Origin of the sequence: Streptomyces sp. WAC06614, assembly GCF_003949795.1 — a bacterium.
Taxonomy (GTDB): domain Bacteria; phylum Actinomycetota; class Actinomycetes; order Streptomycetales; family Streptomycetaceae; genus Streptomyces.
In genome coordinates, this window is sequence record NZ_RPRY01000078.1 from 1 (window position 1) to 26,171 (window position 26,171).

Sequence of the window (26,171 nt, forward strand, 5' to 3'; positions counted from 1 at the left end):
ACCACCACCCCCGCCCCCCGCTCCCGCTCTGCCTCTGTCATGCCGATGCCGCCTCTCCGGACGAGAACCTGTTGCAGTGGTAGCCCAAGTCGACCATCCCTGGGCGCTCCTGACCAGTGCTCGGATCTTCCGGCCTCCTGCCCGTGGACTCCGGCAACTAGAACTGGTATCAGTTCTGAAACACCGTCAGCCGTCAGGGCATTGCGCGGCAGCCGCAGGAGGCATCAGCCATGACCGAGCTCGTGGACCACGGACAGCTGTTCATCGGCGGGGAGTGGGTCGATCCGCTGGGCAGCGACATCATCGAAGTCGTCTCACCGCACACCGAGCAGGTCATCGGCCGGGTCCCGCACGCCTCGCGGGCCGATGTGGACGCCGCCGTCGCCGCCGCGCGCACGGCGTTCGACGAGGGGCCGTGGCCGCGGACCTCGCTGGAGGAGCGGATCGCGGTCGTCACGCGGATCAAGGACGCCATCGCCGTCCGGCACGAGGAGATCGCCCGGTCGATCAGCTCGCAGAACGGCTCCCCCTACTCCTGGAGCGTCCTCGCCCAGGCCCTCGGCGCGATGATGGTCTACGACGCTGCGATCCAGGTCGCGCGCGCCTACCCGTACGAGGAGCGCCGCGCCGGCGTGCTCGGGCCGATCCTGGTGCGGCGCGAGCCGGTCGGTGTGGTCGCGGCCGTGATCCCCTGGAACGTCCCGCAGTTCGTGGCGGCGGCCAAGCTGGCGCCGGCGCTGCTGACCGGGTCCACGGTGATCCTCAAGCCCTCGCCGGAGTCGCCGCTGGACTCGTACATCCTGGCCGACATCGCCCGCGAGGCCGGGCTGCCGGAAGGGGTGCTGTCGATCCTGCCGGCCGACCGCGAGGTCAGCGAGTACCTCGTCGGGCACCCCGGCGTGGACAAGGTCGCCTTCACCGGCTCGGTCGGAGCCGGCCGGCGGGTGATGGAGGTGGCCTCGCGCAACCTCACCCGGGTCACCCTGGAACTCGGCGGCAAGTCCGCCGCCGTCGTCCTGCCGGACGCGGACCTGACGGCCGCTGTGCCCGGACTCGTCCAGTCCGGATGGATGAACAACGGCCAGGCGTGCGTGGCCCAGACCCGTATCCTCGCGCCCCGCAGCCGCTACGACGAGGTGGCCGAGGCTCTGGTGGCGGCGGTCTCGGCGCAGGTGGTCGGCGACCCGCTGGACCCGGCCACGCAGATCGGCCCGCTGGTGGCCGAGCGCCAGCAGCAGCGCTCCCTGGACTACATCCGGCTCGGCCAGGAGGAGGGCGCCAAGATCCTCGCCGGCGGCGGGGTGCCGGCCGGGCTGGACCGCGGCTGGTACGTGGAGCCGACCCTCATCGGTGACGTCGACAACGGCATGCGGGTCGCCCGCGAGGAGATCTTCGGGCCGGTGGTCTGCCTGATCCCCTACGGCGACGAGGACGAGGCGGCGCGCATCGCCAACGACTCCGAGTTCGGGCTCAGCGGCAGCGTGTGGTCGGGCGACGTGGAGCGCGGCATCGACTTCGCCCGCCGGATCCGGACGGGCACGTACAACGTGAACACCTTCAGCCTGGACATGATGGGCCCGTTCGGCGGTTACAAGAACAGCGGCGTGGGCCGGGAGTTCGGGCCGGAGGGCCTGAGCGAGTACCTGGAGCAGAAGATGATCCACCTGCCCGCCGGCTACCCGGACCCCGAGGCGGCCGTCTGATGGGGGACCGCTGGCAGGTCGAGGTGGACCGGGGCGTGTGCATCGGCTCGGGGATGTGCGTGAACCACGCACCGGACGGCTTCCGGCTGGACTCCGCCCGGCAGTCCCACCCGCGGGCGGCGCAGACCGACGCGAACGAGCCGGTGCTCGCGGCGGCGGAGGGCTGCCCGGTCGAGGCGATCATGATCACGCTGCTGGGGAGCGGGGAGGCGGTGTTCCCACCGGAGGAGTGAAGGGGGTCGCGCCGGAGGAGCAAGAGGACAGGGGGCGGCCCGGCCGGCCGGGCCGAGCCGACCGGCCCGGCCGGCGGGCCCGATCGTGCCGACGGCCCCGCCGCCGACCGTCCCGACGGCCCCGCCGCCGACCGTCCAGGCGGCCCCGCAGGCCCCCGCCCGCCTACGAGCGGCGGGTTCCGGTCGATTCCGGTGGAGCCGTCAGGTCGATCAGTCGGCAGACCGTCTCGATGTCGATCTTCACCTGGGCGATCGACGCCCGCCCCGACAGCCAGGTGATCAGCGCCGAGTGCCAGGTGTGCTCGATCACCCGGACCGCCGACAGCTGCGCCGCGTCGGGCGGGCCGTCCAGGCCCATCGCGTCGAGGATGATCGCGGTGGTGAGCCGGGAGACGGTGTCCACCTCGGGGCTCACGCTGCGGTCGGCGAACGTCAGCGCCCGGACCATGGCGTCCGCCAGGTGCGGCTCGCGCTGGAGGGCGCGGAAGGCGCGCATCAGGGTCTCGGCGACCCGGGCCGCGGGCTCCTGCGCGGCCGGCGGCCGCTTGCGCAGCGTGGTGTGCATGTGCTGGAGCTGGTCCTGCATGGTGGCCACGAGCAGGTGCACCTTGGACGGGAAGTAGCGGTACAGGGTGCCCAGCGCCACGCTGGACAGCTCCGCGACCTCACGCATCTGCACCGCGTCGAACCCGCCCCGGCTGGCGAGTTGGGCGCTGGCGTGCAGGATCCGGCGCCGGCGTGCCTCCTGCCGCTCCGTCAGCGGCGGGGACGCCGGTGTGGTGACCGCCTTGGCTTGCGCTGTCATGTGTCCCGTTCCGTGGCGTTTTCCGTGGGCTTCGTACGCGCTGATCCGTAGCTCTTGCCCGGGGTCGCCGGCCGCTGCTGCCCGCCGCGGTCCGCCGCTCCCCGATGGTGCGAGGGCCTCAGCATCGCAGGCGCTGCGGCCGTGGCGCGAATCACCTGCTCCGCCTCTTACGGTGTGGTTTCCGACCGGTAGATTCAATGCCCCTGGAAGGATCAAGTCTGAAACTTGTTCTACATTATCCGAGCGGTTACGTTTTGGCGGAAGTGCACCGAGAAGGGGGCCGAGAGTGACCGCAGAGGCCATGGTGACGAGCCCTTTCGCGGGTTCCGCCGCCGACGGCGACCGCCCGCTGCGCATCGCGCTGCTCAGCTACAAGGGGAACCCGTTCTGCGGTGGCCAGGGCGTCTACGTCCGGCACCTCTCGCGTGAGCTGGTCCGTCTGGGGCACTCCGTCGAGGTGATCGGCGCACAGCCGTACCCGGTGCTCGACGAGGGGTCCGGCGCCGTGCTCACCGAGCTGCCCAGCCTCGACCTCTACCGGCAGCCCGACCCGTTCCGCACGCCCCGCCGCGAGGAGTTCCGGGACTGGATCGACCTCCTGGAGGTCGGCACCATGTGGACGGGCGGATTCCCCGAGCCGCTCACCTTCTCCCTGCGGGCCCGCCGTCACCTGGCGGCCCGGCGCGGCGAGTTCGACGTCGTCCACGACAACCAGACCCTCGGCTACGGGCTCCTGTCCGACCTCGGCGCCCCCCTGGTCACCACGATCCACCACCCCATCACCGTCGACCGCAAGCTGGAGCTCGAAGCGGCCCAGGACCGCAAGCGGCGGCTCTCGGTGCGCCGTTGGTACGCCTTCACCCGCATGCAGAAGCGGGTCGCGGGCCGGCTGCCGTCGGTCCTGACCGTCTCCGGGTCCAGCAAGCAGGAGATCGCCGCCGATCTGGACGTGCCGCTGGAGCGGATCCACGTCGTGCACATCGGCGCCGACACCGACCTGTGGTCGCCCGACCCGTCCGTGCCCGAGGTGCCCGGCCGGATCGTCACCACCTCCAGCGCCGACGTCCCGCTCAAGGGACTCGTGCACCTGGTCGAGGCGCTCGCCAAGGTGCGGGCCGAGCAGCCCGACGCCCACCTCGTGGTGGTCGGCAAGCGGCCCGAGCGCGGTCCCGTCGCCGAGGCGGTCGAGCGGTACGGGCTCGGCGGCGCCATCGAGTTCGTGAAGGGCATCAGCGACCGCGAGCTCGTCGACCTCGTCCGCGGCGCCCAGGTCGCCTGCGTGCCCTCGCTCTACGAGGGCTTCTCGCTGCCCGCCGCCGAGGCCATGGCCACCGGCACCCCGCTCGTGGCCACCACCGGCGGCGCGATCCCCGAGGTCAGCGGCCGGGACGGGGAGACCTGCCTGGCCGTGCCGCCCGGCGACGCCGACGCGCTCGCCGGCGCCCTCACCCGGATGCTGGCCGACCCGCAGCTGCGCACCCGGCTCGGCGCCGCCGGCCGCGAGCGGGTGCTCGCCCGCTTCACCTGGGCCAAGGCCGCCGAGGGCACCGTCGCCCAGTACCGGTCCGCCATCGCCGCGCGGAGCCTCGCCCGCCGATGAACCCCGCACGCCCCGTACGTCGTCCTGTACGACCCGTACGTCCCGTACACCTCGCTGTTCCCGCAGTACCCGCTGACCCCGCTGACCCCCGCGAAAGCAGGACCCCGTGCTGACCGTCGATTTCTCCCGGTTCCCGCTGGCCCCCGGTGACCGCGTGCTCGATCTGGGCTGCGGCGCCGGCCGGCACGCGTTCGAGTGCTACCGGCGCGGTGCGCAGGTCGTCGCGCTCGACCGCAACGGCGAGGAGATCCGCGAGGTCGCCAAGTGGTTCGCGGCCATGAAGGAGGCCGGCGAGGCCCCGGCCGGTGCCACCGCCACCGCGATGGAGGGCGACGCGCTGGCCCTGCCGTTCCCCGACGACTCCTTCGACGTCGTCATCATCTCCGAGGTCATGGAGCACATCCCGAACGACAAGGGCGTGCTCGCCGAGATGGTCCGCGTGCTGCGCCCCGGCGGCCGGATCGCGATCACCGTCCCCCGCTACGGGCCGGAGAAGATCTGCTGGGCCCTGTCCGACGCCTACCACGAGGTCGAGGGCGGCCACATCCGCATCTACCGGGCCGACGAACTGCTGGGCAAGATGCGGGCCGCCGGCCTCAAGCCGTACGGCACCCACCACGCGCACGCGCTGCACTCCCCCTACTGGTGGCTCAAGTGCGCCTTCGGCGTGGACAACGACAAGGCGCTGCCGGTCAAGGCGTACCACAAGCTGCTGGTCTGGGACATCATGAAGAAGCCGCTGGCCACGCGGCTCGCCGAACAGGCCCTGAACCCGCTGATCGGCAAGAGCTTCGTCGCCTACGCCACCAAGCCCCACCTCCCCGTGGACGCGGCCCGGTGAGTACCCCCGGGCGCACCGAACACCTGGTCCTGCCCGGAGTGCTGACCGCCGAGGAGGCCGCGCAGACCGTCGCCGGCATCCTGGCCGCGCAGCGCCCGGACGGGGCGATCCCCTGGTTCCGCGGGCACCACCTCGATCCGTGGGACCACACCGAGGCCGCCATGGCGCTGGACGTGGCCGGCGAGCACGAGGCCGCCGCCCGCGCCTACGACTGGCTGGCCCGCCACCAGAACCCGGACGGTTCCTGGTACGCCGCCTACGCCGACCGCGAGGACGGGGTGGACACCGAGGTCCCGCAGGACGCGGGCAAGGAGTCCAACTTCACCGCGTACATAGCCGTCGGCGTCTGGCACCACTACCTGGCCACCGGCGACGACGCGTTCGTCGAGCGGATGTGGCCGGTGGTGTTCGCCGCCGTCGAGTTCGTGCTCGGGCTGCAGCAGCCCGGCGGGGAGATCGGCTGGAAGCGGGAGGCCGACGGAACGGCCGTCACCGACGCGCTGCTGACCGGTTCGTCCTCGGTGCACCAGGCGCTGCGCTGCGCCCTGGCCCTCGCCGAGCACCGCGAGGAGCCGCAGCCGGACTGGGAACTGGCCGCGGGCGCCCTCGGGCACGCCGTGCGCCGGCACCCGGAACGCTTCCTGGACAAGAGCCGCTACTCCATGGACTGGTACTACCCGGTGCTGGGCGGCGCGGTCACCGGCGCCGAGGCCAAGGCGCGGATCGAGGAGCGCTGGGACGAGTTCGTCGTGCCCGGCCTCGGGGTGCGCTGCGTCCTGCCGAACCCGTGGGTGACCGGCGGGGAGAGCTGCGAGCTGGCGCTCGCGCTGTGGGCGACGGGCGAGTCCGACCGGGCCCTGGAGATCCTGCGCTCGATCACGCACCTGCGGGCCGAGAACGGCATGTACTGGACCGGGTACGTCTTCGAGGACGAGGCGGTCTGGCCGGTCGAGCAGACCACGTGGACGGCCGGCTCCCTGCTGCTGGCGGTCGCCGCCCTGGGCGGCGACGAGCCCACCACGACGGTCTTCGGCGGGACCGCCCTGCCGGCCGGTCTGGAGCCGGACTGCTGCCACGGCCAGGGCCCGTCCGGCGGACCAGGGTCGGCCCGGCCCTAGACGACCTGGCGCCGGGCGAGCAGGCGGGCCAGGCCGTGGCCGATCAGGACGTAGACCACGGCGGCCAGGCCGTAGCCGACGACCACCTGGAGCCACTCGCGGCTGAAGGTGAACAGGTCGTAGGACCAGCCGGCCAGCCAGGTGGCGGCGTCGTGGATCCACCCGACCACCTCGTTGGAGCGGTTGGCGCCCAGCAGGTACAGCGCGATCCACAGGACGATGATCAGGGCGAGGACGTCCGCCACCAGGACGATCAGCCGGGCGGCGGTGCCCTGGCTGCGGGAGCGGACGCGTATGTGTGCGGTCATGTCCCGCGTCTTGCCCGCGCGGCCCGCGCCAAACCCGTGCCACCCGGGGCCGTCAGGGGTGTCCGCCGGGCGGGGCACCCGAACGGCCCGCCCGGGTGGTGGGGGTGTGCGGGTGGGGTGAGGCTGCCGGGGACGGCTCAGTCCCGCCCCCGGAGGCCCGCGTGTCCGTACCCGCAAGCGCCCGATTCCGCCGCGCCCTGACGGCGGCCGTCCTGTCCTGTGCGTTGCTGGCCGGAGGCGCCACCGCGTGCGGCTCCGGTACGGACCGGGGGGCGGTGACCAGCGCCGAGGAGGCCTCGGTGGCCGAGGCGGAGCAGGCGATGGCGGCATCGACGGCGGCCATGGAGGCCGTCGCCGAACCCACGCCCAGCACCTCGGCGGAGCGGCAGAAGTTCGCCAAGACCCGGTTCGTCGCCAACGCCAGCCTCGCGGCCGGGGCGACGTACCAGTGGATCATCAAGCCGTACCAGGCGGGGAAGTTCAAGAAGGGCGCCAAGGGGCGTACCTTCGCCCTGATCAAGGCCGCCGTCGCGGGCGCCTTCGCGTACAACCGGCTCAAGGCCGCGCTGGAGAACGCCAAGGGCGACCCGCTGCTGTCGAAGGCCGTGGCCCCGCTGACGGCCGGGGTCGAGCAGCTCAAGGGACTCGGGGCCAAGCTGCGCAAGGGCGAGGTCGGGGACGCCGAGATCGGCTCGTTCGAGAACGTGATCAACGGGGTCAAGGACGCCGGGAAGAAGGCCGGCGTCGAGGTCACCGACCAGGTGCCGAGCACCTCTCAGCTCAGGGGCTGACCCGCACGCCCGGGCGGCCGGTGCCGGTCAGGTGGTGAGTTCCGCCAGGACCCGCAGTGTGTGCGGGTCCGGTGCGGTGACCAGCAGGTCGGTCACCGGGCCCGCACGCCACAGCTCCAGCCGCTCCGCGATCCGCTCGCGCGGCCCGACCAGCGAGATCTCGTCCGCGAAGGAGTCCGGCACGGCGAGCACCGCCTCCTGCCGGCGTCCCTCCAGGAAGAGCTGCTGGATCCGGCGGGCCTCCTCCTCGTAGCCCATCCGGGCCATGAGATCGGCGTGGAAGTTGCGGGCGGCGTGCCCCATCCCGCCGATGTAGAAGCCGAGCATGGCCTTGACCGGCAGCAGCCCCTCGGCGACGTCCTCGCAGACCCGGGCCCGGGCCATCGGCGCGACCATGAAGCCCTCGGGCAGGTCGGTGAGGGCGGCGGCATAGGCGTCGGTGCGGGTGGGGGACCAGTACAGCGGCAGCCAGCCGTCCGCGATCCGGGTGGTCTGCGCGATGTTCTTCGGCCCCTCCGCGCCGAGCAGCAGCGGCAGGTCCGCGCGCAGCGGATGGGTGATGGGCTTGAGCGGTCTGCCCAGGCCCGTGCCGTCGGGGCCGGCGTAGGGGTGGGTGTGGAACCGGCCGTCGAGCGTCACCGGGCCCTTGCGGGCCAGTACCTGACGGACCACGTCGACGTACTCCCGGGTCGCGGTCAGCGGGCTCTTCGGGAACGGCCGCCCGTACCAGCCCTCCACCACCTGCGGGCCCGACAGCCCCAGGCCCAGCATCATCCGCCCGCCCGAGAGGTGGTCCAGGGTGAGGGCGTGCATGGCGGTGGCGGTCGGGGTGCGGGCGGCCATCTGGGCGACGGCGGTGCCCAGCCGGATCCGGGAGGTGTGCGCGGCGATCCAGGTCAGCGCGGTGAAGGCGTCCGAGCCCCAGGCCTCGGCGGTCCACACGGAGTCGTAGCCCAGGCGTTCGGCCTCGGTGGCGAGGTCGAGGTGGGCCGGGTCGGGGCCGCGTCCCCAGTAGCCGAGTGCGAGTCCCAGGCGCATCCGGGCCCCCTTCGCGCGTCGCGCAGTCCACACGTCCCATGACCGAAGTTTCCTGACGGTACGTCAGAGACCGTTCACCGGGGCACTGTAGGCCAACGGCCCCCCGCCCGGAAGGGCGGGGGGCCGTGAGTTCGACCGTGCTGCGCGGCGGCCCGTCGGCGGGCCGCCGGGCGTCGGGGGTCAGCCGCGCTGGATGCCGGAGGTGTCGTTCAGGACGCCGCGCCGGCCGTCCTGGGTCTGGGCCACCAGGACGTTCGGGCCGCGCTGGTCGACCGCCAGGTACCAGGTGCCGGGCGTCAGTTCCGCGAGCGGGGTGGGGGAGCCGTCCTCCGGGAAGAGCGGACGGGCCACCGGCACCGCGAACCAGAACGGCGCGAAGTCCGCCGCCGGGGCGGCCGGCTGCGCGGGCTCGTGCCCGCCCGGGCCGGGGGCCGGCGCCTGCTGGCCGCCGTACGAGGGCGTGGGCTGCGGGGTGCCGCCGTACGGGGCCGGGCCGCCCTGGCCGCCCGGGTAGCCGTAGCCGGTGCCCGGCTGGGCGCCGTACGGCTGGGGCTGCTGCGGGGACGGGGTCGGCAGCAGCGGACCCGCGAGCGCCGGGAGCTTGGGGCCGGCGACGGCCACGGCCGCCACCGCGGCGGTGGCCAGGAACGCGATGATCGCACCGGCGCCGAGGCCGGAGTTCTCCGGGCCGAGGATCATGGCCCACAGCGCGGACCAGGCCGCGGCGGCCGAGAGTCCGGTGCCCCAGCCGGCCGGCGTGAGCCCGCCGATCTTGCGACCCTCCGGCAGGAAACGGGTGGCCACGATCAGGCCGGCGCCGATCAGGCCGGTCAGGAAGATCGAGGGGAGGACGATGTTCAGCCTGTCCGTGTCCCACGCGTTCGGGATGCGGTCCTCGCAGGCCGCGAAGCCGCCGCACTCGAAGGAGTAGAAATTGAGGAACGACGCGATGAACAGCAGGACCGCTGCTCCGATCACCACGCCGTCGCCTCGAGTGAGGGAGCGGATGTTCACTTGGGATGTCCTTCTCGGTCTCGGTCGCGGGCGGGGACCATCGTACGGACAGTTGGCGCGCCCGGGGGTGCGGGGTCCGCGACGGTGACCGTACCGCTACCCGCCGAGGAAGCCGACGATGCCGTTCGCGATCCCCTGCGCCGCCTTCTGCCGCCACTGCGGATCGGTCAGCAGGGCCGCGTCGTTGGAGTCCCGCATGTTGCCGCACTCGATGAACACCTTGGGCTGCGTGGACAGGTTGAGTCCGCCGAGGTCGTCACGGACCACCAGTCCGGTGCCGCCGCCGAGGTAGTTGGCCGGGGCCGAGCCCGTGGTCCGGGCGAAGTTCCCGGCGATCCGCTCGCCGAGCTGCCGGGACGGGCCGACGATCGCGGCGGTGTCCGCGGCGCCGCCCTTGACCTTGGCCGGGAGGATGACGTGGAAGCCGCGGTTGCCGGCCGAGACGCCGTCGGCGTGCACCGAGACCACGGCGTCCGCCTTCGCCTGGTTGCCGATCCGGGCCCGTTCGTCGATGCAGGGCCCGAACGGGCGGTCCGCCTCGTGGGTGAGGACCACCTTGACGCCCTGGTCCTGGAGGATCGTGCGCAGGCGGCGGGAGACGTCGAGGGTGAAGTCGGCCTCCTTGTAACCGGCGTTGGTGGTGGTGCCGGTGGTGTCGCACTCCTTGCGGTTGGTGCCGATGTCGACCTGCTTGTCGATCTCCGCGGTGTGCTGGAAGTTGCCCGCATTGTGACCGGGGTCGATCACGACCACCTTGCCGGTGAGCGGGCCCTTGGCGGCCACGGCCGGGGCAGGGCTCTGCGCGGGCGCCGGGGTCGCGGCGGCGGACGGGTCGCGGTCCCGGTCGGCGGTGGGGGCGGGGTCGCCGGCGCCCGGCGTCCCGCCGGTGCCGGACTTGGCGTCGCCGTGCGGCTGCTGCCCCGCGTGCGGGGACTGCGCGGAGGCGGGCACCGGGCGGTCCTGGGTTCCGCCCCCGCCCAGCACCTGGACGAGGACCCAGGCGGCGAGCGCGGCGGGGGCGAGGGCGGCCGCCGAGACGGCGAGCACGGGGCGGCGCGCGAACCAGGGACGGTCCGGGCTGACCGAGGAGGTGGACTCGGGCGGCGGGGGGCTGTCGTCGTACGGCACATCGCGATGCTAATCCGACGAACCGTCCGACGCCCGGATCCTCGGCCATCCGGGGGCCGGGTCCGCGTCGGGTGCGCGGCGCCCGGCCCCGGTCGCGGCCCCGGTCGCGGCCCCGGTCCCGGCCCCGGTCCCGGCCCCGGTCGAGGCCCCGGTCCCGGCCCCGGTCCCGGCCCCGGTCCCGGCCCCGGTCCCGGTCCCGGAGCCGGGCCTCGGATGCCGGGGCCCGTGCGGCGGTCTCAGATGCCGGGGCCCGTGCGGCGCAGGACGCGCAGGGAGTCGGTCACCGAGACCTCCTCGAAGGCGCCGGAGGCCAGGGCGCGCAGGTAGATGCGGTACGGGGCCTGGCCGCCGTCGGCCGGGTCCGGGAACACGTCGTGGATGACGAGGGTGCCGCCCTCGGCCAGGTGCGGGACCCAGCCCTCGTAGTCGCCGGTGGCGTGCTCGTCGGTGTGCCCGCCGTCGATGAAGACGAAGCCGAGCGGGCCGCCCCAGGCGGCCGCGACCTGCGGGGACCGCCCCACGACCGCGATCACGTGCTCCTCCAGGCCCGCCTTGTGCAGGGTCCGCCGGAAGGTGGGCAGCGTGTCCATCAGCCCGACCTCGGGGTCCACCACGCTCGGGTCGTGGTACTCCCAGCCCGGCTGCTGCTCCTCGCTGCCGCGGTGGTGGTCCACGGTGAGGGCGGGCACCCCGGCCTCCCGCGCGGCATCGGCGAGCAGCAGGGTGGACCGCCCGCAGTACGTCCCGACCTCCAGCAGCGGCAGCCCCAGCGAGCCCGCCGCGGCGGCGGCCTCGTACAGGGCCAGTCCTTCGCGGACGGGCATGAATCCCTTGGCCGCCTCGAAAGCGGCGAGGGTCTCCGGCTTGGGCGCGGCGGCCATGGGTTCCTCCGGGTACGGACGGGCGACGGTGCGGGGCCCATGCTGCCCTACCGATGGGTAGGGGGCGATGCCCGGGGGCACCGCCGCCCGCGGGCGTCGAGCGGGGCCCGGGCGCGGGGCGGGACAGGAAGAAGTGCACCTGACCTTCCGTCAGATTGAAACGTGTTCTAGTCTGCCGCGCATGGGCATCGGAATCACGCAAGAACAGCGGGAGTTGGCCGAGGCCGTGCGCGGGTGGGTGGCGCGGGTCGTACCGCCCGAGGACGTGCACAAGCTGCTCGACGGGCCGGCGCCGGCCGGGGGGAGACCCGGCTGGTGGGACGCGCTCGCCGCGCAGGGGCTGCTCGCCCCGCACCTGGAGGGCGGGACCCTGCTCGACCTCGCCGTGGTCGTGGAGGAGGCCGCGCGCGGCGCGCTGCCGGGGCCCTTCCTGTCCGGCGCCCTCGCCTCGGCACTGCTGCACCGGGCCGGGGCCGACGCGCTCGCCGCGGAGCTCGCCGACGGCAGCCGGACGGGGGCCGTCGCGCTCGGCCCCGGCAGCATGACCGCCGTCGCCGTCGAGGGCGGCGGCCATCTGCTCGACGGGACCGCGCCCCCGGTCCTCGGCGCCGGCGAGGCCGATCTCGTCCTGCTCGCCGCGGAGGCCGCCCACGGCACGCTCTGGTTCGCCGTCGACGCCGCCGCGCTGGACGTCCGTCCGCACGACAGCGCCGACCCCACCCGGCCCACCGCCGAGGTGCGCGCCCGCGGGCTCGCCGTCCCGGCCGGCCGGCTGCTCGCCCTCGACGCCGCGCTCGTGCGCGACCTGGCCTGCGTCCTCTTCGCCGCCGACGCCTGCGGCACCGCCGCCTGGGCGCTGCACACCGCCGCCGAGTACGCCAAGGTGCGCGAACAGTTCGGGCGGCCCATCGGCCGCTTCCAGGGGGTCAAGCACCTGTGCGCGGACATGCTCGTCCGGGTCGAGCAGGCGCGGGCCCTCACCTGGGACGCCGCCACCGCGGCCGGCACCGAGGAGAGCGCCGACGTACGGGCCCTGGCCGCGGCCCTGGCCGCCGGGACCGCCCTGGACGCCGCCTGGACCTGCGCCAAGGACTGCATCCAGATCCTCGGCGGCATCGGCTTCACCTGGGAGCACGACGCCCACATCCACCTGCGCCGGGCCCTGGTGGCCCGGCAGCTCCTCGGCACCGGGGACGGGCACCGGCTGCGCGCCGTACGGCTCGCCGCGGCCGGTGCCCGGCGCGAACTGCGCCTGGAGCTGCCCGCCGCCGCCGAGGCCCACCGGGCCGCCGCCCGCGAGGTCGTCCAGGACGCGCGCGGCCTGGACCCGGCCGCCGCCCGCCGGGTGCTCGCCCCCACCGGCTACGCCGCCCCGTACCTGCCGCCGCCGTACGGGCTCGGCGCCGGGCCCGTCCAGCAGCTCGTGGTCCAGCAGGAGCTGGCGGCCGCCGGGGTGAAGCTCGCCGACCTGGGCATCGCCACCTGGGTGGTGCCCTCCCTGCTCGCCTACGGCACCGAGGAGCAGCGCGAACGCTACGTGCTGCCCACCCTGCGCGGGGACCTCACCTGGTGCCAGCTCTTCTCCGAGCCGGGGGCCGGCTCGGACCTCGCGAGCCTGCGCACCCGGGCCGAGCGCACCCCGGACGGCGGCTGGCGGATCAACGGGCAGAAGGTGTGGACCAGTTCCGCCCGCACCGCCGACTTCGGCATCCTGCTCGCCCGTACCGACCCGGCGGCACCCAAGCACAAAGGCCTCGGCTACTTCGTCGTGGACATGAAGCACACCTCGGGCATCGACATCCGCCCGCTCAAGGAGATCACCGGCGAGGCCCTGTTCAACGAGGTCTACCTGGACGACGTCGACCTCCCGGCGGACGCCCTGGTCGGGGCGCCCGACGGCGGCTGGCAGGTGGCCCGCAACACGCTGGGCAACGAGCGGGTGCACATGGCCGACCAGATGACGTTCGACACCGGCCTTCAGGCCCTGATCGCCCGCTCCGCGGACCTCGACGGCGCCGGCCGGGCCCGGATCGGGGCGCTGGCCGCCGAGGCGCACGCGCTGGCCTGCATCGGGCTGCGCACCACCCTCCAGCAGGTGTCCGGACTGGAGCCGGGCGCCGGGGCCTCGGTCCGCAAGCTCATCCAGACCCCGCACCAGCAGCGCACCGCCGAACTCGCCCTCGAACTGCTGGGCCCGGCGGGCGCGGTGTGCGAGGGGCCCGGCGCCCGGGCGGTGCACGGCGTGCTCATGTCGCGCTGCCTGACCATCGCCGGGGGCACCACGCAGGTCCAGCTCAACGTCGTCGCCGAGCGGATTCTCGGCCTTCCCAGGGACTAGGAGTGGTCCGGCATGAAGTCGTACGTCGTCGGGGTCGGCATGACCCGGTTCGAGAAGCCGGAGTCGAGGGATCGGCAGTACTGGGACATGGTCAAGGAGGCCGGCACGGCCGCCCTGGCGGACGCCGGGATCGGCTACGAGCAGGTGCAGCAGGTGCCGGTGGGCTACTGCTTCCAGGCCTCGACGGCCGGCCAGCGGGCCGCCTACGAGCTCGGCCTGACCGGGGTGCCCGTCTACAACGTCAACAACAACTGCGCCACCGGCTCCACCGCGCTGATGATGGCCCGGCAGTTCGTCGCGGGCGGGATCAGCGACTGCGTGCTGGCGCTGGGCTTCGAGAAGATGAAGAAGGGGGCCCTGGGCGGCGGCGCCGACGGGGGTGACTTCGCGACGTCCCCGGTGGCCCGGCACTACGGGATCATGGCGGCCGGCCACGGCTTCGCGATGTCCCCGCCGACCGCCCAGATCTTCGGCGACGCGGCGCGCGAGCACATGGACCGCTACGGGACCACGGCCGCGCAGCTCGCGGCGGTCGGCGAGAAGAACCACCGGCACAGCGCCGACAACCCCTACGCGCAGTTCCGCGACGTGTACACGGTGGAGGAGATCCTCGCCGCCAAGGAGATCCACCGGCCGCTGACCAAGCTCCAGTGCTCGCCCACCTCGGACGGCGCCGCCGCGGCCCTGGTGGTCTCCGAACGCTTCGTCGTGCAGCACGGGCTGCACGACCGGGCGGTGGAGATCGTGGCCCAGGCGATGACCACCGACACCGAGGCCTCGTTCGCCTCCGGCACCTGCATCGACGTGGTGGGCCGGCCGATGACGCAGGCCGCGGCCCGGCAGGTGTACGAGGCCTCGGGGCTCGGCATCGAGGACGTGGACGTGGTCGAGCTGCACGACTGCTTCTCGATCAACGAGCTGCTGACCTACGAGGCGCTCGGCATGTGCGCGGAGGGCGCCTCCGGCAAGCTGGTCGAGAGCGGTGCCACCACCTACGGCGGGCGCTGGGTGGTCAACCCGTCGGGCGGGCTGATCTCCAAGGGGCATCCGCTGGGCGCCACGGGCCTGGCCCAGACGGCGGAACTGGTCTGGCAGCTCCGGGGCGAGGCCGGCCCCCGCCAGGTCCCCGGGGCCCGTGTCGGCCTGGCGCACAACATCGGCCTCGGTGGCGCGGCCGTCGTCACCCTGCTGCGCCGGGACTGAGCGGCGCTCCCGCGGCGGGCGGGGCGGCCACCGGTGCGAGGGCGGGGCGGCCACCGGCGCGAGGCCGGCGGCCCCGCCCGCCGGGCTACGGTTCGAGCGTCGGGTCCGTGACGGCCTCGCCCGTCACGGCACGGCGGACGGCGTCGGCCAGGGCTCCGGGCGGGTCGTCGCGCAGCACCACCCCGGCCGCTCCCGCGGCGAGCGCCCCCTCGACCAGCCCCGGCCGGGCCGCCCCGGCCAGCAGCAGCACCCGGCACTCCGGGGCCTCGCGGCCCACCGCCGACACCTCCGCGAGCACGTCCGGCCGGTCCGCGTCCACCAGCGCCACCGCCGGGCGGGCGGTCAGCGCCGCCGCGCCCACGTCCGCGCCGGGCGGGACCCGGGCGACCACGTCGAGGTCCGGCTCCAGCCCGAGCAGGACCGCCAGCGCGCCGGCGGACGTGCCCGGCCCGTCCGCCAGCAGGACCCGCAACGACCTGGTCGTACGGAAGTTCCGGGGCATCTCGTCCACCTCGCCAGCCTAGGTCCCGGCCTTCCGGGGGTCCGGACAACACGGCTCGGCCAAACGAGTTCTGACATGTAGTCAGGAGTCTTCCCAACTGCTGGGGCGTGCGTTATACATTCCTCACCGCTCGATCCTAGAACGCGTTCTAGAACCGGGCCGGTCCCGCGAGCGACCTCGGTGCGGCCGACGGTGCGGACGGCCGCACCGGGGTCTTCCACGCGGAGACAACGGGAACCGAAACAAGGAGCAGCATCCTCAATGCCGATCGATGCCGCCAGGGCCCTCGCCGCCGACCCCCGACAGGGGAGCATCGCCTGGGACCACAAGGACATCCAGCTCTACCACCTCGGCCTCGGCGCGGGCCTGCCCGCCACCGACCCCGACGAGCTGCGCTACACCCTGGAGTCCAAGCTCCACGTCCTGCCCAGCTTCGCGACCGTCGCCGGCGCCGGCATGGCCATGCTGGGCGGCCTCGCCGCCCCCGGGATCGAGGTCGACCTGGCCCACGTCCTGCACGGCGGCCAGGCCGTCGAGCTGCACCGGCCCATCCCGGTCAAGGGCAGCGCCACCTCCTCCGCCAAGGTCGCCGCCCTCTACGACAAGGGCAAGGCCGCCGTCATCGTGCTGCGCACCGAGGTCGCGGACGCCGACGGGCCGCTGTGGACCAGCGACGCGCAGATCTTCGTCCGCGGAGAAGGCGGGTTCGGCGGCGAGCGCGGCCCCTCCGTCCGCTCCGAGCTGCCCGAGCGGGCGCCCGACCGGGTCGAGGAGCGGCACATCCGCGAGGACCAGGCCCTGCTGTACCGGCTGTCCGGCGACTGGAACCCCCTCCACGCCGACCCCGAGTTCGCCAAGCTGGCCGGCTTCGACCGGCCGATCCTGCACGGCCTGTGCTCGTACGGGATGACCCTCAAGGCCGTCGTGGACACGGCGCTCGGCGGGGACGTCTCCCGGGTGCGCGCCTACCGCACGCGCTTCGCCGGGATCGTCTTCCCCGGCGAGACCCTGCGGATCCGGATGTGGGAGGAGCCCGGGCAGGTCCGGGTCGCGGTGAGCGCCGTCGAACGGGACGACGCGCCGGTCCTCGCCGACACCGTCGTCGAACACGCGTAACGCCCGACCTTCGCGACACACAAGGGAGCCGCACCGTGCGCGCTGCACTGCAGAGCGAGATAGGCCAGGACAAGCTCGAAGTCGTCGACGACATGGAGACCGCGGGCTTCGGCCCCGGCAAGGTCCGGATCCGCATCAAGGCCACCGGCCTGTGCCACTCGGACCTCTCCGCGATGAGCGGCGTGCTGCCGCAGCCCGCCCCCTTCATCCCCGGCCACGAGGGCTCGGGCGAGATCGTCGACGTCGGCGACGGGGTCACCACCCACGCCCTCGGTGACCGGGTGCTCGTCTGCTGGCTGCCGCCGTGCGGACACTGCCCCGCCTGCAAGCGCGGCCAGGGCCACCTGTGCCTGGAGTCCTTCGGGAACGTCGCCACGCCCAACTTCCGCCGGGCGGGCGGCGGGGACATCTTCGGCTTCGCCGGCACCGGAACCTTCGCCGAGGAGATGGTCGTGCCCGCCGCGTGCGCCGTCCCGATCCCCGACGACCTGCCGTACGACATCGCCGCGCTGATCGGCTGCGGGGTGACCACCGGGCTCGGCGCCGCCATCAACACCGCCGAGGTGGAGGCCGGCTCCTCGGTCGCCGTCATCGGCTGCGGCGGCGTCGGGATCTCCGTCGTCCAGGGCGCCAAGGTGCAGGGCGCGGCGCAGATCGTCGCCGTGGACCCGGTGGCCTCCCGGCGCGAGGCGGCGCTGCGCTTCGGCGCCACCGAGGCGGTCGCCCCGGAGGACTTCGCCGACGCCAGGAACCGGATCACCGCCGGTGAGGGCTTCGACTACGTCTTCGAGGTCGTCGGCAAGTCCGCCACCACCCGCACCGCGTACGAGATGACCCGGCGCGGCGGCTCCGTCGTCGTGGTCGGCGCGGGCGCGCTCGACGACAACTACTCGGTCAACATGTTCTCGCTGTTCTTCGACGAGAAGAAGATCCTGCCGTCGATGTACGGCGGCGGGGACGTGCTCCGCTCGTACGAGCGCACCATCGCGCTGTGGCGGGCGGGCCGGGTGGACCTGGCGGGCCTGATCACGCACCGGGTGCAGCTCGGCGAGATCAATGACGCCCTCGACCAGATGCGTACCGGCACGGCCCTGCGCACCTGCATCGAACTCTGAGAGGAATCCGGTCCATGTCACTCCCACTCGAGGGACTGTCCGCCATCGTCACCGGCGCCGGCCGCGGGCTCGGCCGGGCCGAGGCGATCGAGCTCGCACGGCTCGGCGCGAGCGTGGTCGTCAACGACTTCGGGCAGCCGGGCCGGGACGGCTCCGGAGCGGCCTCGGCCGCCCCGGCGCAGGAGGTGGCCGAGGAGATCCGCGCGGCGGGCGGGCAGGCCGTGGCGCACCTCGGCGACGTCGCCGACTTCGGGCAGGCGCGCGAGCTGGTCGACCTGGCGGTCAGCAGCTTCGGCAAGCTCGACGTCCTGGTCAACAACGCGGGCATCCTGCGCGACCGGATGATCTTCTCCATGACCGAGGACGAGTGGGACTCGGTCATCCGGGTCCACCTCAAGGGTCACTTCAACACCACGCACTTCGCCGCCGCGCACTGGCGGGAGCGGTCGAAGGCGGCCGGCGGCCCGGTCTACGGCCGGATCGTGAACACCTCCTCGGAGGCCTTCCTCGGCGGCTCGGCCGGGCAGCCCAACTACGCGGCGGCCAAGGGCGGGATCGTGGGCCTGACCACCTCCACCGCGCTGGCCCTGGCCAAGTACGGGGTCACGGCCAACGCGATCTGCCCGCGGGCCCGGACCCGGATGACCGAGGACGTCTTCGCGGGCTTCCAGGTGCCCGAGGAGGGCGAGCTGGACCCGCTGGCCCCCGAGCACGTGGCCCCGCTCGTCGGCTACCTGGCCTCGCCGGCCTCCGCGCGGGCCAACGGACAGCTCTTCGTGGTGCACGGCGGGATCGTGGTGGTCATGGAACGGCCGCGGGTGGCGGCCAAGTTCGACACCACGAAGGAGGCGTTCTCCTTCGCGGAGCTCGACGGGGTGCTCTCCGCGTACTACGCGGACCGCCCGGCGGGCGAGACCTTCGCGGCGGCCGAGGTGCTGGGCCTCAAGCACGGCGCTTAGGACGGCCCGCGGGGCCGTGGAACAGGGCGGCGGCCCCGGAGCGGAGTGCTCCGGGGCCGCCGTCGTGCATCGCGGTGGGCTCGTCGGTCGGCTCGTCGCGACCGGCTCGTCGCCGGCCGGCCGGGGCCGTCAGCCGATGTGGTACGGGTCGCCGTAGACCTTCCAGTCCAGCGGCGTGTCCAGGTTGACGTTGCCCTTCCTGACCCACACCCGCTGGGCGGTGTCGACCCGGCTGGTGTCGCTGTGCGCCTCCTCCTGCTTCATGGCCCAGACCCGGGCGTCGAGGAAGGCGTTCAGGTACGTCTTCTCGTCGCCGCCCTGGGCCGGCGGCTTGGCCTTGGCCAGGGCCCGCTTGCGGATGTTGCGGAAGCTGGTGGAGTCGCTGCCGTCGCCGTGCATGACGATGGCGTCGTAGTAGATGAACTGCCCGAGGGTGCCGAGCCCGTCGGCCTTGCCCTGCTTGACGGCCGGATCGAAGTACACCCGGTCGCGCTCGTGGTCCTGCGCCTTGCGGAAGGCGCTGTCCTGGGCGGCTTTCGCCCAGTCCTTGGTGAAGTTCGGGTCGAGGCCCTTGTGGGACGGGGTCCCGTTCACCTTGCGCAGGGCGGGCAGGTACTTCTCCAGGACGTTGCCGGGCTTGACCCGGCTGTAGTACTCGACCAGGTCGAGCATGTCACCGGTGCCGGAGCAGAAACCGATGATGCCCGCGGTGTAGCCGCGCCCGTCCTTGATGTCCTCTATGTACTTGTACTGCGCCTTCCAGTCCAGCGAGGAGTTCTCCGCGCTGGAGACGATCTGCATCGCGATGTCCTTCTTCACCGGATCGTCGAGGCCGGTCGCGGCGGCTGCCGAGACCTGGGGGGAAGGGGCGGACGAGCTGACTGCCTGGGCCGTGACGGGAAGCGCCACGAGGGAGGTGCCGAGCAGGGTGGCGAGGATCAGGTTTCTGCGGTGGGGGGCGAACACGCTTCCTCCAGTGGGGAGTTGGAGTGGACCGCCGATCGCGCGCTCGATCGTTAGGAAACTTACCTATCATATGATCGGGTGCGCCGAACACCCCTGTGTTACCCACCAGTTGGCAATGCTCCGCAGTCAGGCCAGCGGCGCCTGCTGGAGCGGCACCGGGCGCGGCGCGGTGCGCGCGGGCGACGGGATGCCGTCGAGCCGGACCGGCGCGGGCGGGACCTGGGGGAGCGTCAGGTCGACCACCCCGCACGGGACGTCCGGGGTCGCGCAGGGCAGCCGCAGCCGGGCGTCGGCGGTCCACAGCCCCGCCCCGCCGAGCCAGCCGTGGGGTGCGCCCAGCCGGAAGACGTGCCGGTCGGCGGGCCGCCAGAGCGCGATCGCGTCCCCGCCCTCCGGTCCGGTCAGCCGCAGGGCGACCGCGCAGGACTCGGGCATCAGCATCTGCCCCGGCTGGACGGCGAACGGCACCGCCGTCGCGCCGAAGGCCCGCAGGCACTCGGGGAACCGGACCGGGCGGGAACTGCCCAGCACCCCCCAGCCCAGCCGGTCCTCGCCCGGCGCGTCCGAACGGACCAGCAGCAGACCGCTGTCGACGTCCGCCCGCAGCAGCCGGTCGTTGCTGCCCTCGGCGATCTGGAGCAGCGCCGAGACCTCGCCCGCCCGCCCCAGGTCCACCACCACCGCCTTGGTGACGCCGTCCTGCTCCCGGTCCAGGGCCAGCAGCCGGCCCTCCCGGTCCAGCCAGACCCCGCCCGAGCAGCGGCCCGGCACCTCGGCGACCGGGGCCGGACCGAAGCCGGCCCCCGCCACCTGCCACACCGTCGTGGACTCCTCGCCCGCCGCCAGGGCGTACGCGCCCAGGCCGTCCGGCGCGGGCGGGAGCAGGGTCACCCCGGTCCCCTCCGCCGGGGTGACCGCGCCCAGGGGCAGCTCGCCGGTCCGCGGGCCCGTCGGGTGCCCGGTCGGGTAGAGCAGGGCGAACGCGTGCCGCTCCGCGACCCGCCGGTGGATCAGCACCCGGCCGTCCGACAGCGGCAGCACCTCGCTGTCCGCCTCCTCCGGCTGCTCCAGCGGCAGCGGCACCGCGTACGGCTCCGGTCCTCCGAGGGTCCAGCGCTCCGGGTAGCGGGCCTCGCCCTCCCCGGCGAGCCGGGCGGCGTACGAACCGTCCGCGGCGATCGTGAACGCGGCCACGGCCACCGCCGTCGAACCCTCCACAGCACAGGCAGTCATCCGTGCGTCACCTCCGGTGAGGAAGCTAGTTTTCGCACTTCCTCACGAACAACGGGAGCCTCCCTGCTTCACACATACGGGTGGCCGTCGGGCCGTTCACCGGGAGCGGGGGCGGAGGTTGTGCTGGCCGACGTACGGGCATCCGGTGTTCGGTTGCCCAACCTGAGCTCTCGTCCGCTCAGGAGTCATGGCGTGTCCCTCCGACGCCGCGGCACCCGCCTCCAGGTTGAGGTTGCCGATGGTGCCGACCGGCTCCCACCCCCTCGAGCGGCCGCCCCGCCGCTGGTCGGCGGGGCGGCCGCGACGGACGGTAGCCTTGGCCCGTGCCTCGTCTCTCTGAAGTCATCGCCGCGCTGGACGCACTCTGGCCCCCCGCCCGGGCCGAGCAGTGGGACGCGGTCGGAACCGTCTGCGGCGACCCCGACGCCGAGGTCTCCCGGGTCCTGTTCGCCGTCGACCCCGTCCAGGAGATCGCCGACGAAGCGGTGAAGCTCGGCGCCGAACTCGTCGTCACCCACCACCCCCTCTACCTGCGCGGGACCACCACGGTCGCGGCCGACACCTTCAAGGGCCGGGTCGTGCACACGCTGATCAAGAACGACATCGCGCTGCACGTCGCGCACACCAACGCCGACACCGCCGACCCCGGTGTCTCCGACGCCCTGGCCGGCGCCCTCGACCTGCGCGTCGTCGGCCCCCTGGTGCCCGACCCCACCGACCCGGCCGGCCGCCGGGGCCTGGGCCGGATCTGCGAACTGGACCACCCCGAGACCCTGCGCGCCTTCGCCGCGCGGGCCGCCGCCCGGCTGCCGCGCACCGCGCAGGGCATCCGCGTGGCCGGCGACCCGGACGCCACGATCCGCACCGTCGCCGTCAGCGGCGGCTCCGGCGACAGCCTCTTCGCGCAGGTACGGGCCGCGGGCGTGGACGCGTTCCTCACCGCCGACCTGCGCCACCACCCGGTGTCCGAGGCCCGCGAGCAGAGCCCGCTCGCCCTCCTGGACGCCGCCCACTGGGCCACCGAATGGCCCTGGTGCGAGCAGGCCGCGGCCCAGCTCGACGCCGTCTCCGAGCGCCACGGCTGGGGTCTGCGGACCCATGTCTCGCGCACGGTCACCGACCCCTGGACGGCGCACGCGCCCTCCGAACCCTCCCCTTCTACCTCTGGAGCCCCCAACTGAACGCCGAGCCCGCCGACCAGATCCGACTCCTCGACGTCCAGGCCCTGGACGTGCGGCTGTCGCAGCTCGCCCACAAGCGGAAGTCGCTGCCCGAGCACGCCGAGCTCGAGTCCCTCACCAAGGACCTCACCCAGCAGCGCGACCTGCTCGTCGCCGCCCAGACCGAGGAGAGCGACACCGCCCGCGAGCAGACCAAGGCGGAGCAGGACGTCGACCAGGTGCGCCAGCGCGCTGCCCGCGACCAGCAGCGGCTGGACTCGGGTGCGGTCGGCTCCCCCCGGGACCTGGAGAACCTCCAGCGCGAGCTGGCCTCGCTGGCCAAGCGGCAGGGCGACCTGGAGGACGTGGTCCTGGAGATCATGGAGCGCCGTGAGTCCGCCGCCGCGCGGGTCGCGGAGCTGACCGAGCGGGTCGCCTCGATCCAGAGCCGGACCGACGAGGTGGTCGCGCGCCGCGACGCGGCCACCGGCGAGATCGACGCCGAGGTCGCCTCGGTCGCCAAGGAGCGCGAGGTCGTGGTGGACTCCGTACCGGCCGACCTGGTCGCCCTGTACGAGAAGATCCGCGTCAAGCAGGGCGGCATCGGCGCCGCCAAGCTGTACCAGCGCCGCTGCCTGGGCTGCCAGCTGGAGCTGGACATCTCGGAGATCAACGAGGTCAAGGCGGCGGCCCGGGACAAGGTCCTGCGGCACGAGAGCTGCGGCCGCATCCTGGTCCGTACGGCCGACTCGGGCATCTGATGCGGCTGGTGGTCGAGGCCGACGGCGGGTCCCGGGGCAACCCGGGGCCGGCCGGCTACGGCGCGGTCGTCCTCGACCCGGCGACCGGTGAGACGCTCGCGGAGCGGGCCGAGTACATCGGGGTGGCCACCAACAACGTGGCCGAGTACCGGGGCCTGATCGCCGGCCTGACCGCGGTGAAGGAGCTGTTCCCGGACGCCGAGGTGTCCGTCCGGATGGACTCCAAGCTGGTCGTGGAGCAGATGTCCGGGCGCTGGAAGATCAAGCACCCGGACATGAAGCCGCTGGCGGCCGAGGCCGCGCGGGTCCTGCCGCCGGCGCGGGTCACGTACGAGTGGATCCCGCGCGAGCGGAACAAGCACGCGGACCGGCTGGCCAACGAGGCCATGGACGCCGGTGCCCGCGGTGGCCAGTGGTCCCCGGACCTCTCGGCCGCCCGGACCCTGGCCACCCCGCCCCCGGCCGGTCCTCCCGGCGACGCCGCGGCCGGCGCGGCCGCAGCCCGAGCAGCCCTGGCCACCACCAGACCGGGCACGACCGCCGCACCTGCGCGGACCACCGCGCCCGTGCCCGCCGCCGTAGCCGCGCCCGCGCCGGTGCCCGCCGCCGTGCCCGCGCCCGCGCCGGTGACCGCCGCCGTGCCCGCGCCCGGGAGCGGTGCCGGGCAGGGGACCGGGTGGGGCGGGCCCGATCTGGGGGCGCCCACGACCTTGGTGCTGCTGCGCCACGGGGAGACGGCGCTGACACCGCAGAAGCGGTTCTCCGGGAGCGGCGGCGCCGACCCCGAGCTGTCGCCGGCCGGGCGCCGGCAGGCCGAGGCCGTCGCGGCGGCGTTGGCCGCCCGCGGCACCGTCCAGACCGTGATCAGCTCCCCGCTGCGCCGCTGCCGCGAGACCGCGCAGACCGTCGCCGACCGCCTCGGCCTGCCCGTCACCGTCGAGGAGGGCCTGCGCGAGACGGACTTCGGCGCCTGGGAAGGGCTGACCTTCGCCGAGGTCAAGGAGCGCTTCCCGGCCGACCTCGACGCCTGGCTGGCCTCCTCCAAGGCGGCCCCCACCGGCGGCGGCGAGAGCTTCACGACCGTCGCCCGCCGGGTCGCGGCCACCCGCGACCGGCTGCTGACCGCCCACCGGGGCCGCACGGTCCTGCTGGTCACCCATGTGACCCCGATCAAGACCCTGGTCCGGCTGGCCCTCGGCGCCCCGCCGGAATCCCTGTTCCGGATGGAACTGTCCGCGGCCTCCCTCTCCGCGGTGGCCTACTACGCGGACGGCAACGCCTCGCTGCGCCTGCTGAACGACACCGCGCACCTGCGGTGACCCGACCGGCGCAGAGGTGAAGGCAAGGGCCCGCACACACCGTGTGCGGGCCCTTGCCGTCGCCGAAGACGCAGAGCAAGCGGAGCTGTACGCCGGGTTCTGTCGCCCGGTGACCTCGCGGTCGCCGGGGAGACGGCCATCCATCTAGGACCGGTGTTGCCACCGGCCTCGTGCGGTCTACCCGCGGACTCGGGCGGGCAGCCCTCGATCGTCCGCGCAGGGCCGTCGTCCGAGGACGCCGACCCCTCTTGACCTTGCTCCGAGTGGGGTTTACCAAGCCGCCTGGGTCACCCCAGGCGCTGGTGGTCTCTTACACCACCGTTTCACCCTTACCGAGGGCCGAAGCCCCCGGCGGTCTGTTTTCTGTGGCACTGTCCCGCGGGTCACCCCGGGTGGGCGTTACCCACCACCCTGCCCTGTGGAGCCCGGACGTTCCTCGGCGGGGCGCGATGCCCCGACGCGGCCGTCCACTCCGCTTGTTCTGCGGTGGACCATGCTACCGGGCCGCGGGCGCCCGGCTCGACCCGCCCGGCTAAGGCACCGTGAACAGGACCTTGGCGCGGGCCGGGTCGGCCTCGGCGAGGCGGACCACGATGCGTTCGCCCAGGGGCAGGGCGGAGCCGAAGGACTCCACCCGGCCGACCACGGCCGGCTCTTCGAGGTGGACGGTGCCGGTGGTGGGCTCCTGCTCCCTGACGTCGACGACCACCCCGGCGAAGGTCTCACCCACCCGCTCCTGGAGCAGGGCCGCCTCGACCAGGTCGACGCACTCGCGCTCGACGGTGGCGGCCAGCCGGCCGCCGTCGGCCATCTCCTTCGGCAGGGCGGGCAGGGCGGCGAGCACCCACTCCGGCGGAGCGGTCCCGGCCGTGGCCGCCAGGCAGAGCTCGCCGACGTAACGGTCGACCAGCCGGCGCAGCGGGGTCGTGCAGTGCGCGTAGGGAGCGGCCACCGCCGCGTGCAGGGCGGGGACGGGCTCCTGGCCGTCGGTGAAGACGGTGTAGCCGGCGCCGCGCAGCAGGGTCGTGCACTCCTGGAGGAACGCCGCGTGGGTGGGCAGCTGCGGATCGAGGGAGCGGACGAGTTCGGCGTACGGCACGTGGTGCGGCCAGTCGATGTGCAGGGCGTGCGCGACGCGGTGCAGCCGGCCGACGGCGCCGTCCGGGGCGAGCGGGAGCGTGCGCAGCACGCCGGTGCCGGAGGCGAGCATCAGGTCGGCGGCGGCCATGCCGGTCATCAGGGAGATCTGGGCGTTCCAGCCGTCGGTGGGCAGGGGGGCGCGGTAGGTGAGGGAGTAGCTGCCGTCATGGGCGACGATCTCCTGCTCGGGCACGTTGAGGGAGATCCCGCCGCGCTCGATCTCCAGGGCCTCGCGCAGCCGGCCGATGTCGGCGAGCAGGGCGAGCGGTTCCTCGGCGGTGCCGCAGTCGATGTCCTGCTGGGCCGCGGCGTACGTCGTCTTGACCCGGCTGCGGACGAGGGCGCGCCGGACCCCGGCGGTCTCCACCCGGCCGTCGGCGTCGAGGTCCAGGCGCCAGAGCAGGGCGGGGCGGGGGCGTTCGGGCAGCAGGCTGGCGGCGTCCTCGGACAGGACGGGCGGGTGCAGGGGGACCTTGGCGTCGGGGAAGTACAGGGTGCTGACCCGGCGGTGCGCCTCGGCGTCGACGGCCCCGCCCGGGGTGACGAAGGCGGCGACGTCCGCGATGGCGTAGTGCACGCGGAAGCCGCCGGCGGGGCGGCGGGCGAGGTGCATGGCCTGGTCGAGGTCCTTGGACCCGGGCGGGTCCATGGTGAACATCGGCAGGTCGGTGGCGTCCTCGGCCGGCAGCCGGGGGGCCTGCGCCGCCGCCTCGGCCTCGGCGAGCACGGCCTCGGGGAACGCGTCGGGCACGCCCAGCTCGGTACGCAGTGCCCGCAGCGCGGTGCGGAGGGCGGCCCCTTCGGCGCCGGCCATGAACAGGTGACGGCGTGGCATGCCACGAGCCTAAGTTTCCGTGGCCCCCCACGCCCGCCGACGAGCCGCACCCGCACCCCACCTC

General features: G+C 74.0%; 24 protein-coding genes and 1 other RNA gene. 14 read left to right on the top strand and 11 right to left on the bottom strand.

The features are described 5' to 3' along the window. Window positions 1–230 precede the first annotated feature (230 nt). Window positions 231–1,703 carry an aldehyde dehydrogenase gene (locus tag EF918_RS13400; RefSeq protein WP_125645190.1) on the top strand — a complete coding sequence of 491 codons (1,473 nt, stop codon included), beginning with the start codon at window positions 231–233 and terminating at the stop codon, window positions 1,701–1,703. After that, the gene (locus tag EF918_RS13405) at window positions 1,703–1,936 is read left to right on the top strand and encodes a ferredoxin (RefSeq protein WP_125645192.1); all 234 of its coding nucleotides are present in this window, start codon (window positions 1,703–1,705) and stop codon (window positions 1,934–1,936) included. The genes EF918_RS13400 and EF918_RS13405 overlap by 1 nt, the downstream gene beginning before the upstream one ends. A 163-nt stretch (window positions 1,937–2,099) precedes the next feature. Here EF918_RS13405 and EF918_RS13410 read toward each other — a convergent pair whose 3' ends face one another. After that, window positions 2,100–2,741: a TetR family transcriptional regulator gene (locus EF918_RS13410; RefSeq protein ID WP_125645194.1), complete on the bottom strand. Its 642-nt coding sequence runs from the start codon at window positions 2,739–2,741 to the stop codon at window positions 2,100–2,102. A gap of 286 nt (window positions 2,742–3,027) precedes the next feature. Here EF918_RS13410 and EF918_RS13415 point away from each other — a divergent pair, with 286 nt between their 5' ends. The 3 genes from EF918_RS13415 to EF918_RS13425 all read left to right on the top strand — a co-directional run bounded on the left by EF918_RS13415 (window position 3,028) and on the right by EF918_RS13425 (window position 6,300). After that, on the top strand, window positions 3,028–4,341 hold the full coding sequence (locus tag EF918_RS13415) for a glycosyltransferase family 4 protein (RefSeq protein ID WP_125645196.1): 1,314 nt from the start codon (window positions 3,028–3,030) through the stop codon (window positions 4,339–4,341). A gap of 106 nt (window positions 4,342–4,447) precedes the next feature. Further along, entirely contained in the window at window positions 4,448–5,182 is a 735-nt protein-coding gene (locus EF918_RS13420) for a class I SAM-dependent methyltransferase (protein ID WP_125645199.1), read from the top strand. Beyond that, window positions 5,179–6,300 (top strand): prenyltransferase/squalene oxidase repeat-containing protein, encoded by a 1,122-nt coding sequence (locus EF918_RS13425; protein ID WP_125645201.1) that lies wholly within the window; start codon window positions 5,179–5,181, stop codon window positions 6,298–6,300. The genes EF918_RS13420 and EF918_RS13425 overlap by 4 nt, the downstream gene beginning before the upstream one ends. On the opposite strand, the gene EF918_RS13430 is transcribed toward EF918_RS13425, so the two are convergent. Next, window positions 6,297–6,608: a hypothetical protein gene (locus EF918_RS13430; protein ID WP_125645203.1), complete on the bottom strand. Its 312-nt coding sequence runs from the start codon at window positions 6,606–6,608 to the stop codon at window positions 6,297–6,299. The genes EF918_RS13425 and EF918_RS13430 overlap by 4 nt on opposite strands. Window positions 6,609–6,769: 161 nt before the next feature. Between EF918_RS13430 and EF918_RS13435 the strand changes: the two genes are divergently transcribed. Then, complete coding sequence (locus EF918_RS13435; RefSeq protein ID WP_125645205.1) at window positions 6,770–7,399, top strand: hypothetical protein; 630 nt, start codon at window positions 6,770–6,772, stop codon at window positions 7,397–7,399. A 27-nt stretch (window positions 7,400–7,426) separates the two neighbouring features. On the opposite strand, the gene EF918_RS13440 is transcribed toward EF918_RS13435, so the two are convergent. The 4 genes from EF918_RS13440 to EF918_RS13455 all read right to left on the bottom strand — a co-directional run bounded on the left by EF918_RS13440 (window position 7,427) and on the right by EF918_RS13455 (window position 11,460). Then, window positions 7,427–8,437: an LLM class F420-dependent oxidoreductase gene (locus EF918_RS13440; RefSeq protein ID WP_125645207.1), complete on the bottom strand. Its 1,011-nt coding sequence runs from the start codon at window positions 8,435–8,437 to the stop codon at window positions 7,427–7,429. A 180-nt stretch (window positions 8,438–8,617) separates the two neighbouring features. Next, window positions 8,618–9,451 carry a DUF5336 domain-containing protein gene (locus EF918_RS13445; protein WP_125645210.1) on the bottom strand — a complete coding sequence of 278 codons (834 nt, stop codon included), beginning with the start codon at window positions 9,449–9,451 and terminating at the stop codon, window positions 8,618–8,620. A 96-nt stretch (window positions 9,452–9,547) separates the two neighbouring features. Next, window positions 9,548–10,579 (bottom strand): N-acetylmuramoyl-L-alanine amidase, encoded by a 1,032-nt coding sequence (locus tag EF918_RS13450; protein WP_125645212.1) that lies wholly within the window; start codon window positions 10,577–10,579, stop codon window positions 9,548–9,550. Between the two features lie 236 nt (window positions 10,580–10,815). Then, the gene (locus EF918_RS13455; protein ID WP_125645214.1) at window positions 10,816–11,460 is read right to left on the bottom strand and encodes a class I SAM-dependent methyltransferase; all 645 of its coding nucleotides are present in this window, start codon (window positions 11,458–11,460) and stop codon (window positions 10,816–10,818) included. 181 nt (window positions 11,461–11,641) lie between these two features. Here EF918_RS13455 and EF918_RS13460 point away from each other — a divergent pair, with 181 nt between their 5' ends. Next, window positions 11,642–13,798, top strand: coding sequence for an acyl-CoA dehydrogenase (locus EF918_RS13460; protein WP_125645216.1), 2,157 nt, complete (start codon window positions 11,642–11,644; stop codon window positions 13,796–13,798). Window positions 13,799–13,810: 12 nt separating this feature from the next. Then, window positions 13,811–15,001: a lipid-transfer protein gene (locus tag EF918_RS13465; RefSeq protein ID WP_125645218.1), complete on the top strand. Its 1,191-nt coding sequence runs from the start codon at window positions 13,811–13,813 to the stop codon at window positions 14,999–15,001. An 85-nt stretch (window positions 15,002–15,086) separates the two neighbouring features. On the opposite strand, the gene EF918_RS13470 is transcribed toward EF918_RS13465, so the two are convergent. Beyond that, the gene (locus EF918_RS13470) at window positions 15,087–15,503 is read right to left on the bottom strand and encodes a DNA-binding response regulator (protein ID WP_260610154.1); all 417 of its coding nucleotides are present in this window, start codon (window positions 15,501–15,503) and stop codon (window positions 15,087–15,089) included. 261 nt (window positions 15,504–15,764) lie between these two features. Here EF918_RS13470 and EF918_RS13475 point away from each other — a divergent pair, with 261 nt between their 5' ends. The 3 genes from EF918_RS13475 to EF918_RS13485 are packed head-to-tail and all read left to right on the top strand — an operon-like array spanning window position 15,765 to window position 18,693. Next, a complete protein-coding gene (locus tag EF918_RS13475; protein ID WP_125645222.1) occupies window positions 15,765–16,619 on the top strand; it encodes a MaoC/PaaZ C-terminal domain-containing protein in 855 nt (284 codons plus the stop codon). A 35-nt stretch (window positions 16,620–16,654) separates the two neighbouring features. Continuing rightward, window positions 16,655–17,734 (top strand): Zn-dependent alcohol dehydrogenase, encoded by a 1,080-nt coding sequence (locus EF918_RS13480; RefSeq protein WP_125645225.1) that lies wholly within the window; start codon window positions 16,655–16,657, stop codon window positions 17,732–17,734. A gap of 14 nt (window positions 17,735–17,748) precedes the next feature. Then, a complete protein-coding gene (locus tag EF918_RS13485) occupies window positions 17,749–18,693 on the top strand; it encodes a 3-oxoacyl-ACP reductase (protein WP_125645227.1) in 945 nt (314 codons plus the stop codon). A 129-nt stretch (window positions 18,694–18,822) separates the two neighbouring features. Here the strand turns inward: EF918_RS13485 and EF918_RS13490 are convergent, their stop codons facing one another. Both EF918_RS13490 and EF918_RS13495 read right to left on the bottom strand, forming a co-directional pair. Next, on the bottom strand, window positions 18,823–19,602 hold the full coding sequence (locus tag EF918_RS13490) for a chitosanase (RefSeq protein WP_260610156.1): 780 nt from the start codon (window positions 19,600–19,602) through the stop codon (window positions 18,823–18,825). Window positions 19,603–19,785: 183 nt separating this feature from the next. After that, window positions 19,786–20,892 (bottom strand): hypothetical protein, encoded by a 1,107-nt coding sequence (locus tag EF918_RS13495; RefSeq protein ID WP_125645231.1) that lies wholly within the window; start codon window positions 20,890–20,892, stop codon window positions 19,786–19,788. 323 nt (window positions 20,893–21,215) lie between these two features. Between EF918_RS13495 and EF918_RS13500 the strand changes: the two genes are divergently transcribed. The 3 genes from EF918_RS13500 to EF918_RS13510 are packed head-to-tail and all read left to right on the top strand — an operon-like array spanning window position 21,216 to window position 24,132. Next, window positions 21,216–22,073, top strand: a complete 858-nt coding sequence (locus EF918_RS13500; RefSeq protein ID WP_125645233.1) for a Nif3-like dinuclear metal center hexameric protein — start codon at window positions 21,216–21,218, stop codon at window positions 22,071–22,073. Beyond that, window positions 22,070–22,813, top strand: a complete 744-nt coding sequence (locus EF918_RS13505; protein WP_185921739.1) for a zinc ribbon domain-containing protein — start codon at window positions 22,070–22,072, stop codon at window positions 22,811–22,813. The genes EF918_RS13500 and EF918_RS13505 overlap by 4 nt, the downstream gene beginning before the upstream one ends. Next, entirely contained in the window at window positions 22,813–24,132 is a 1,320-nt protein-coding gene (locus EF918_RS13510; protein ID WP_125645235.1) for a bifunctional RNase H/acid phosphatase, read from the top strand. The genes EF918_RS13505 and EF918_RS13510 overlap by 1 nt, the downstream gene beginning before the upstream one ends. 72 nt (window positions 24,133–24,204) lie before the next feature. On the opposite strand, the gene rnpB is transcribed toward EF918_RS13510, so the two are convergent. Next, window positions 24,205–24,611: RNase P RNA component class A (gene rnpB / locus EF918_RS13515), an RNA gene on the bottom strand. A gap of 53 nt (window positions 24,612–24,664) precedes the next feature. After that, entirely contained in the window at window positions 24,665–26,107 is a 1,443-nt protein-coding gene (locus tag EF918_RS13520; protein ID WP_125645237.1) for an RNB domain-containing ribonuclease, read from the bottom strand. Between the last annotated feature and the right edge of the window lie 64 nt (window positions 26,108–26,171).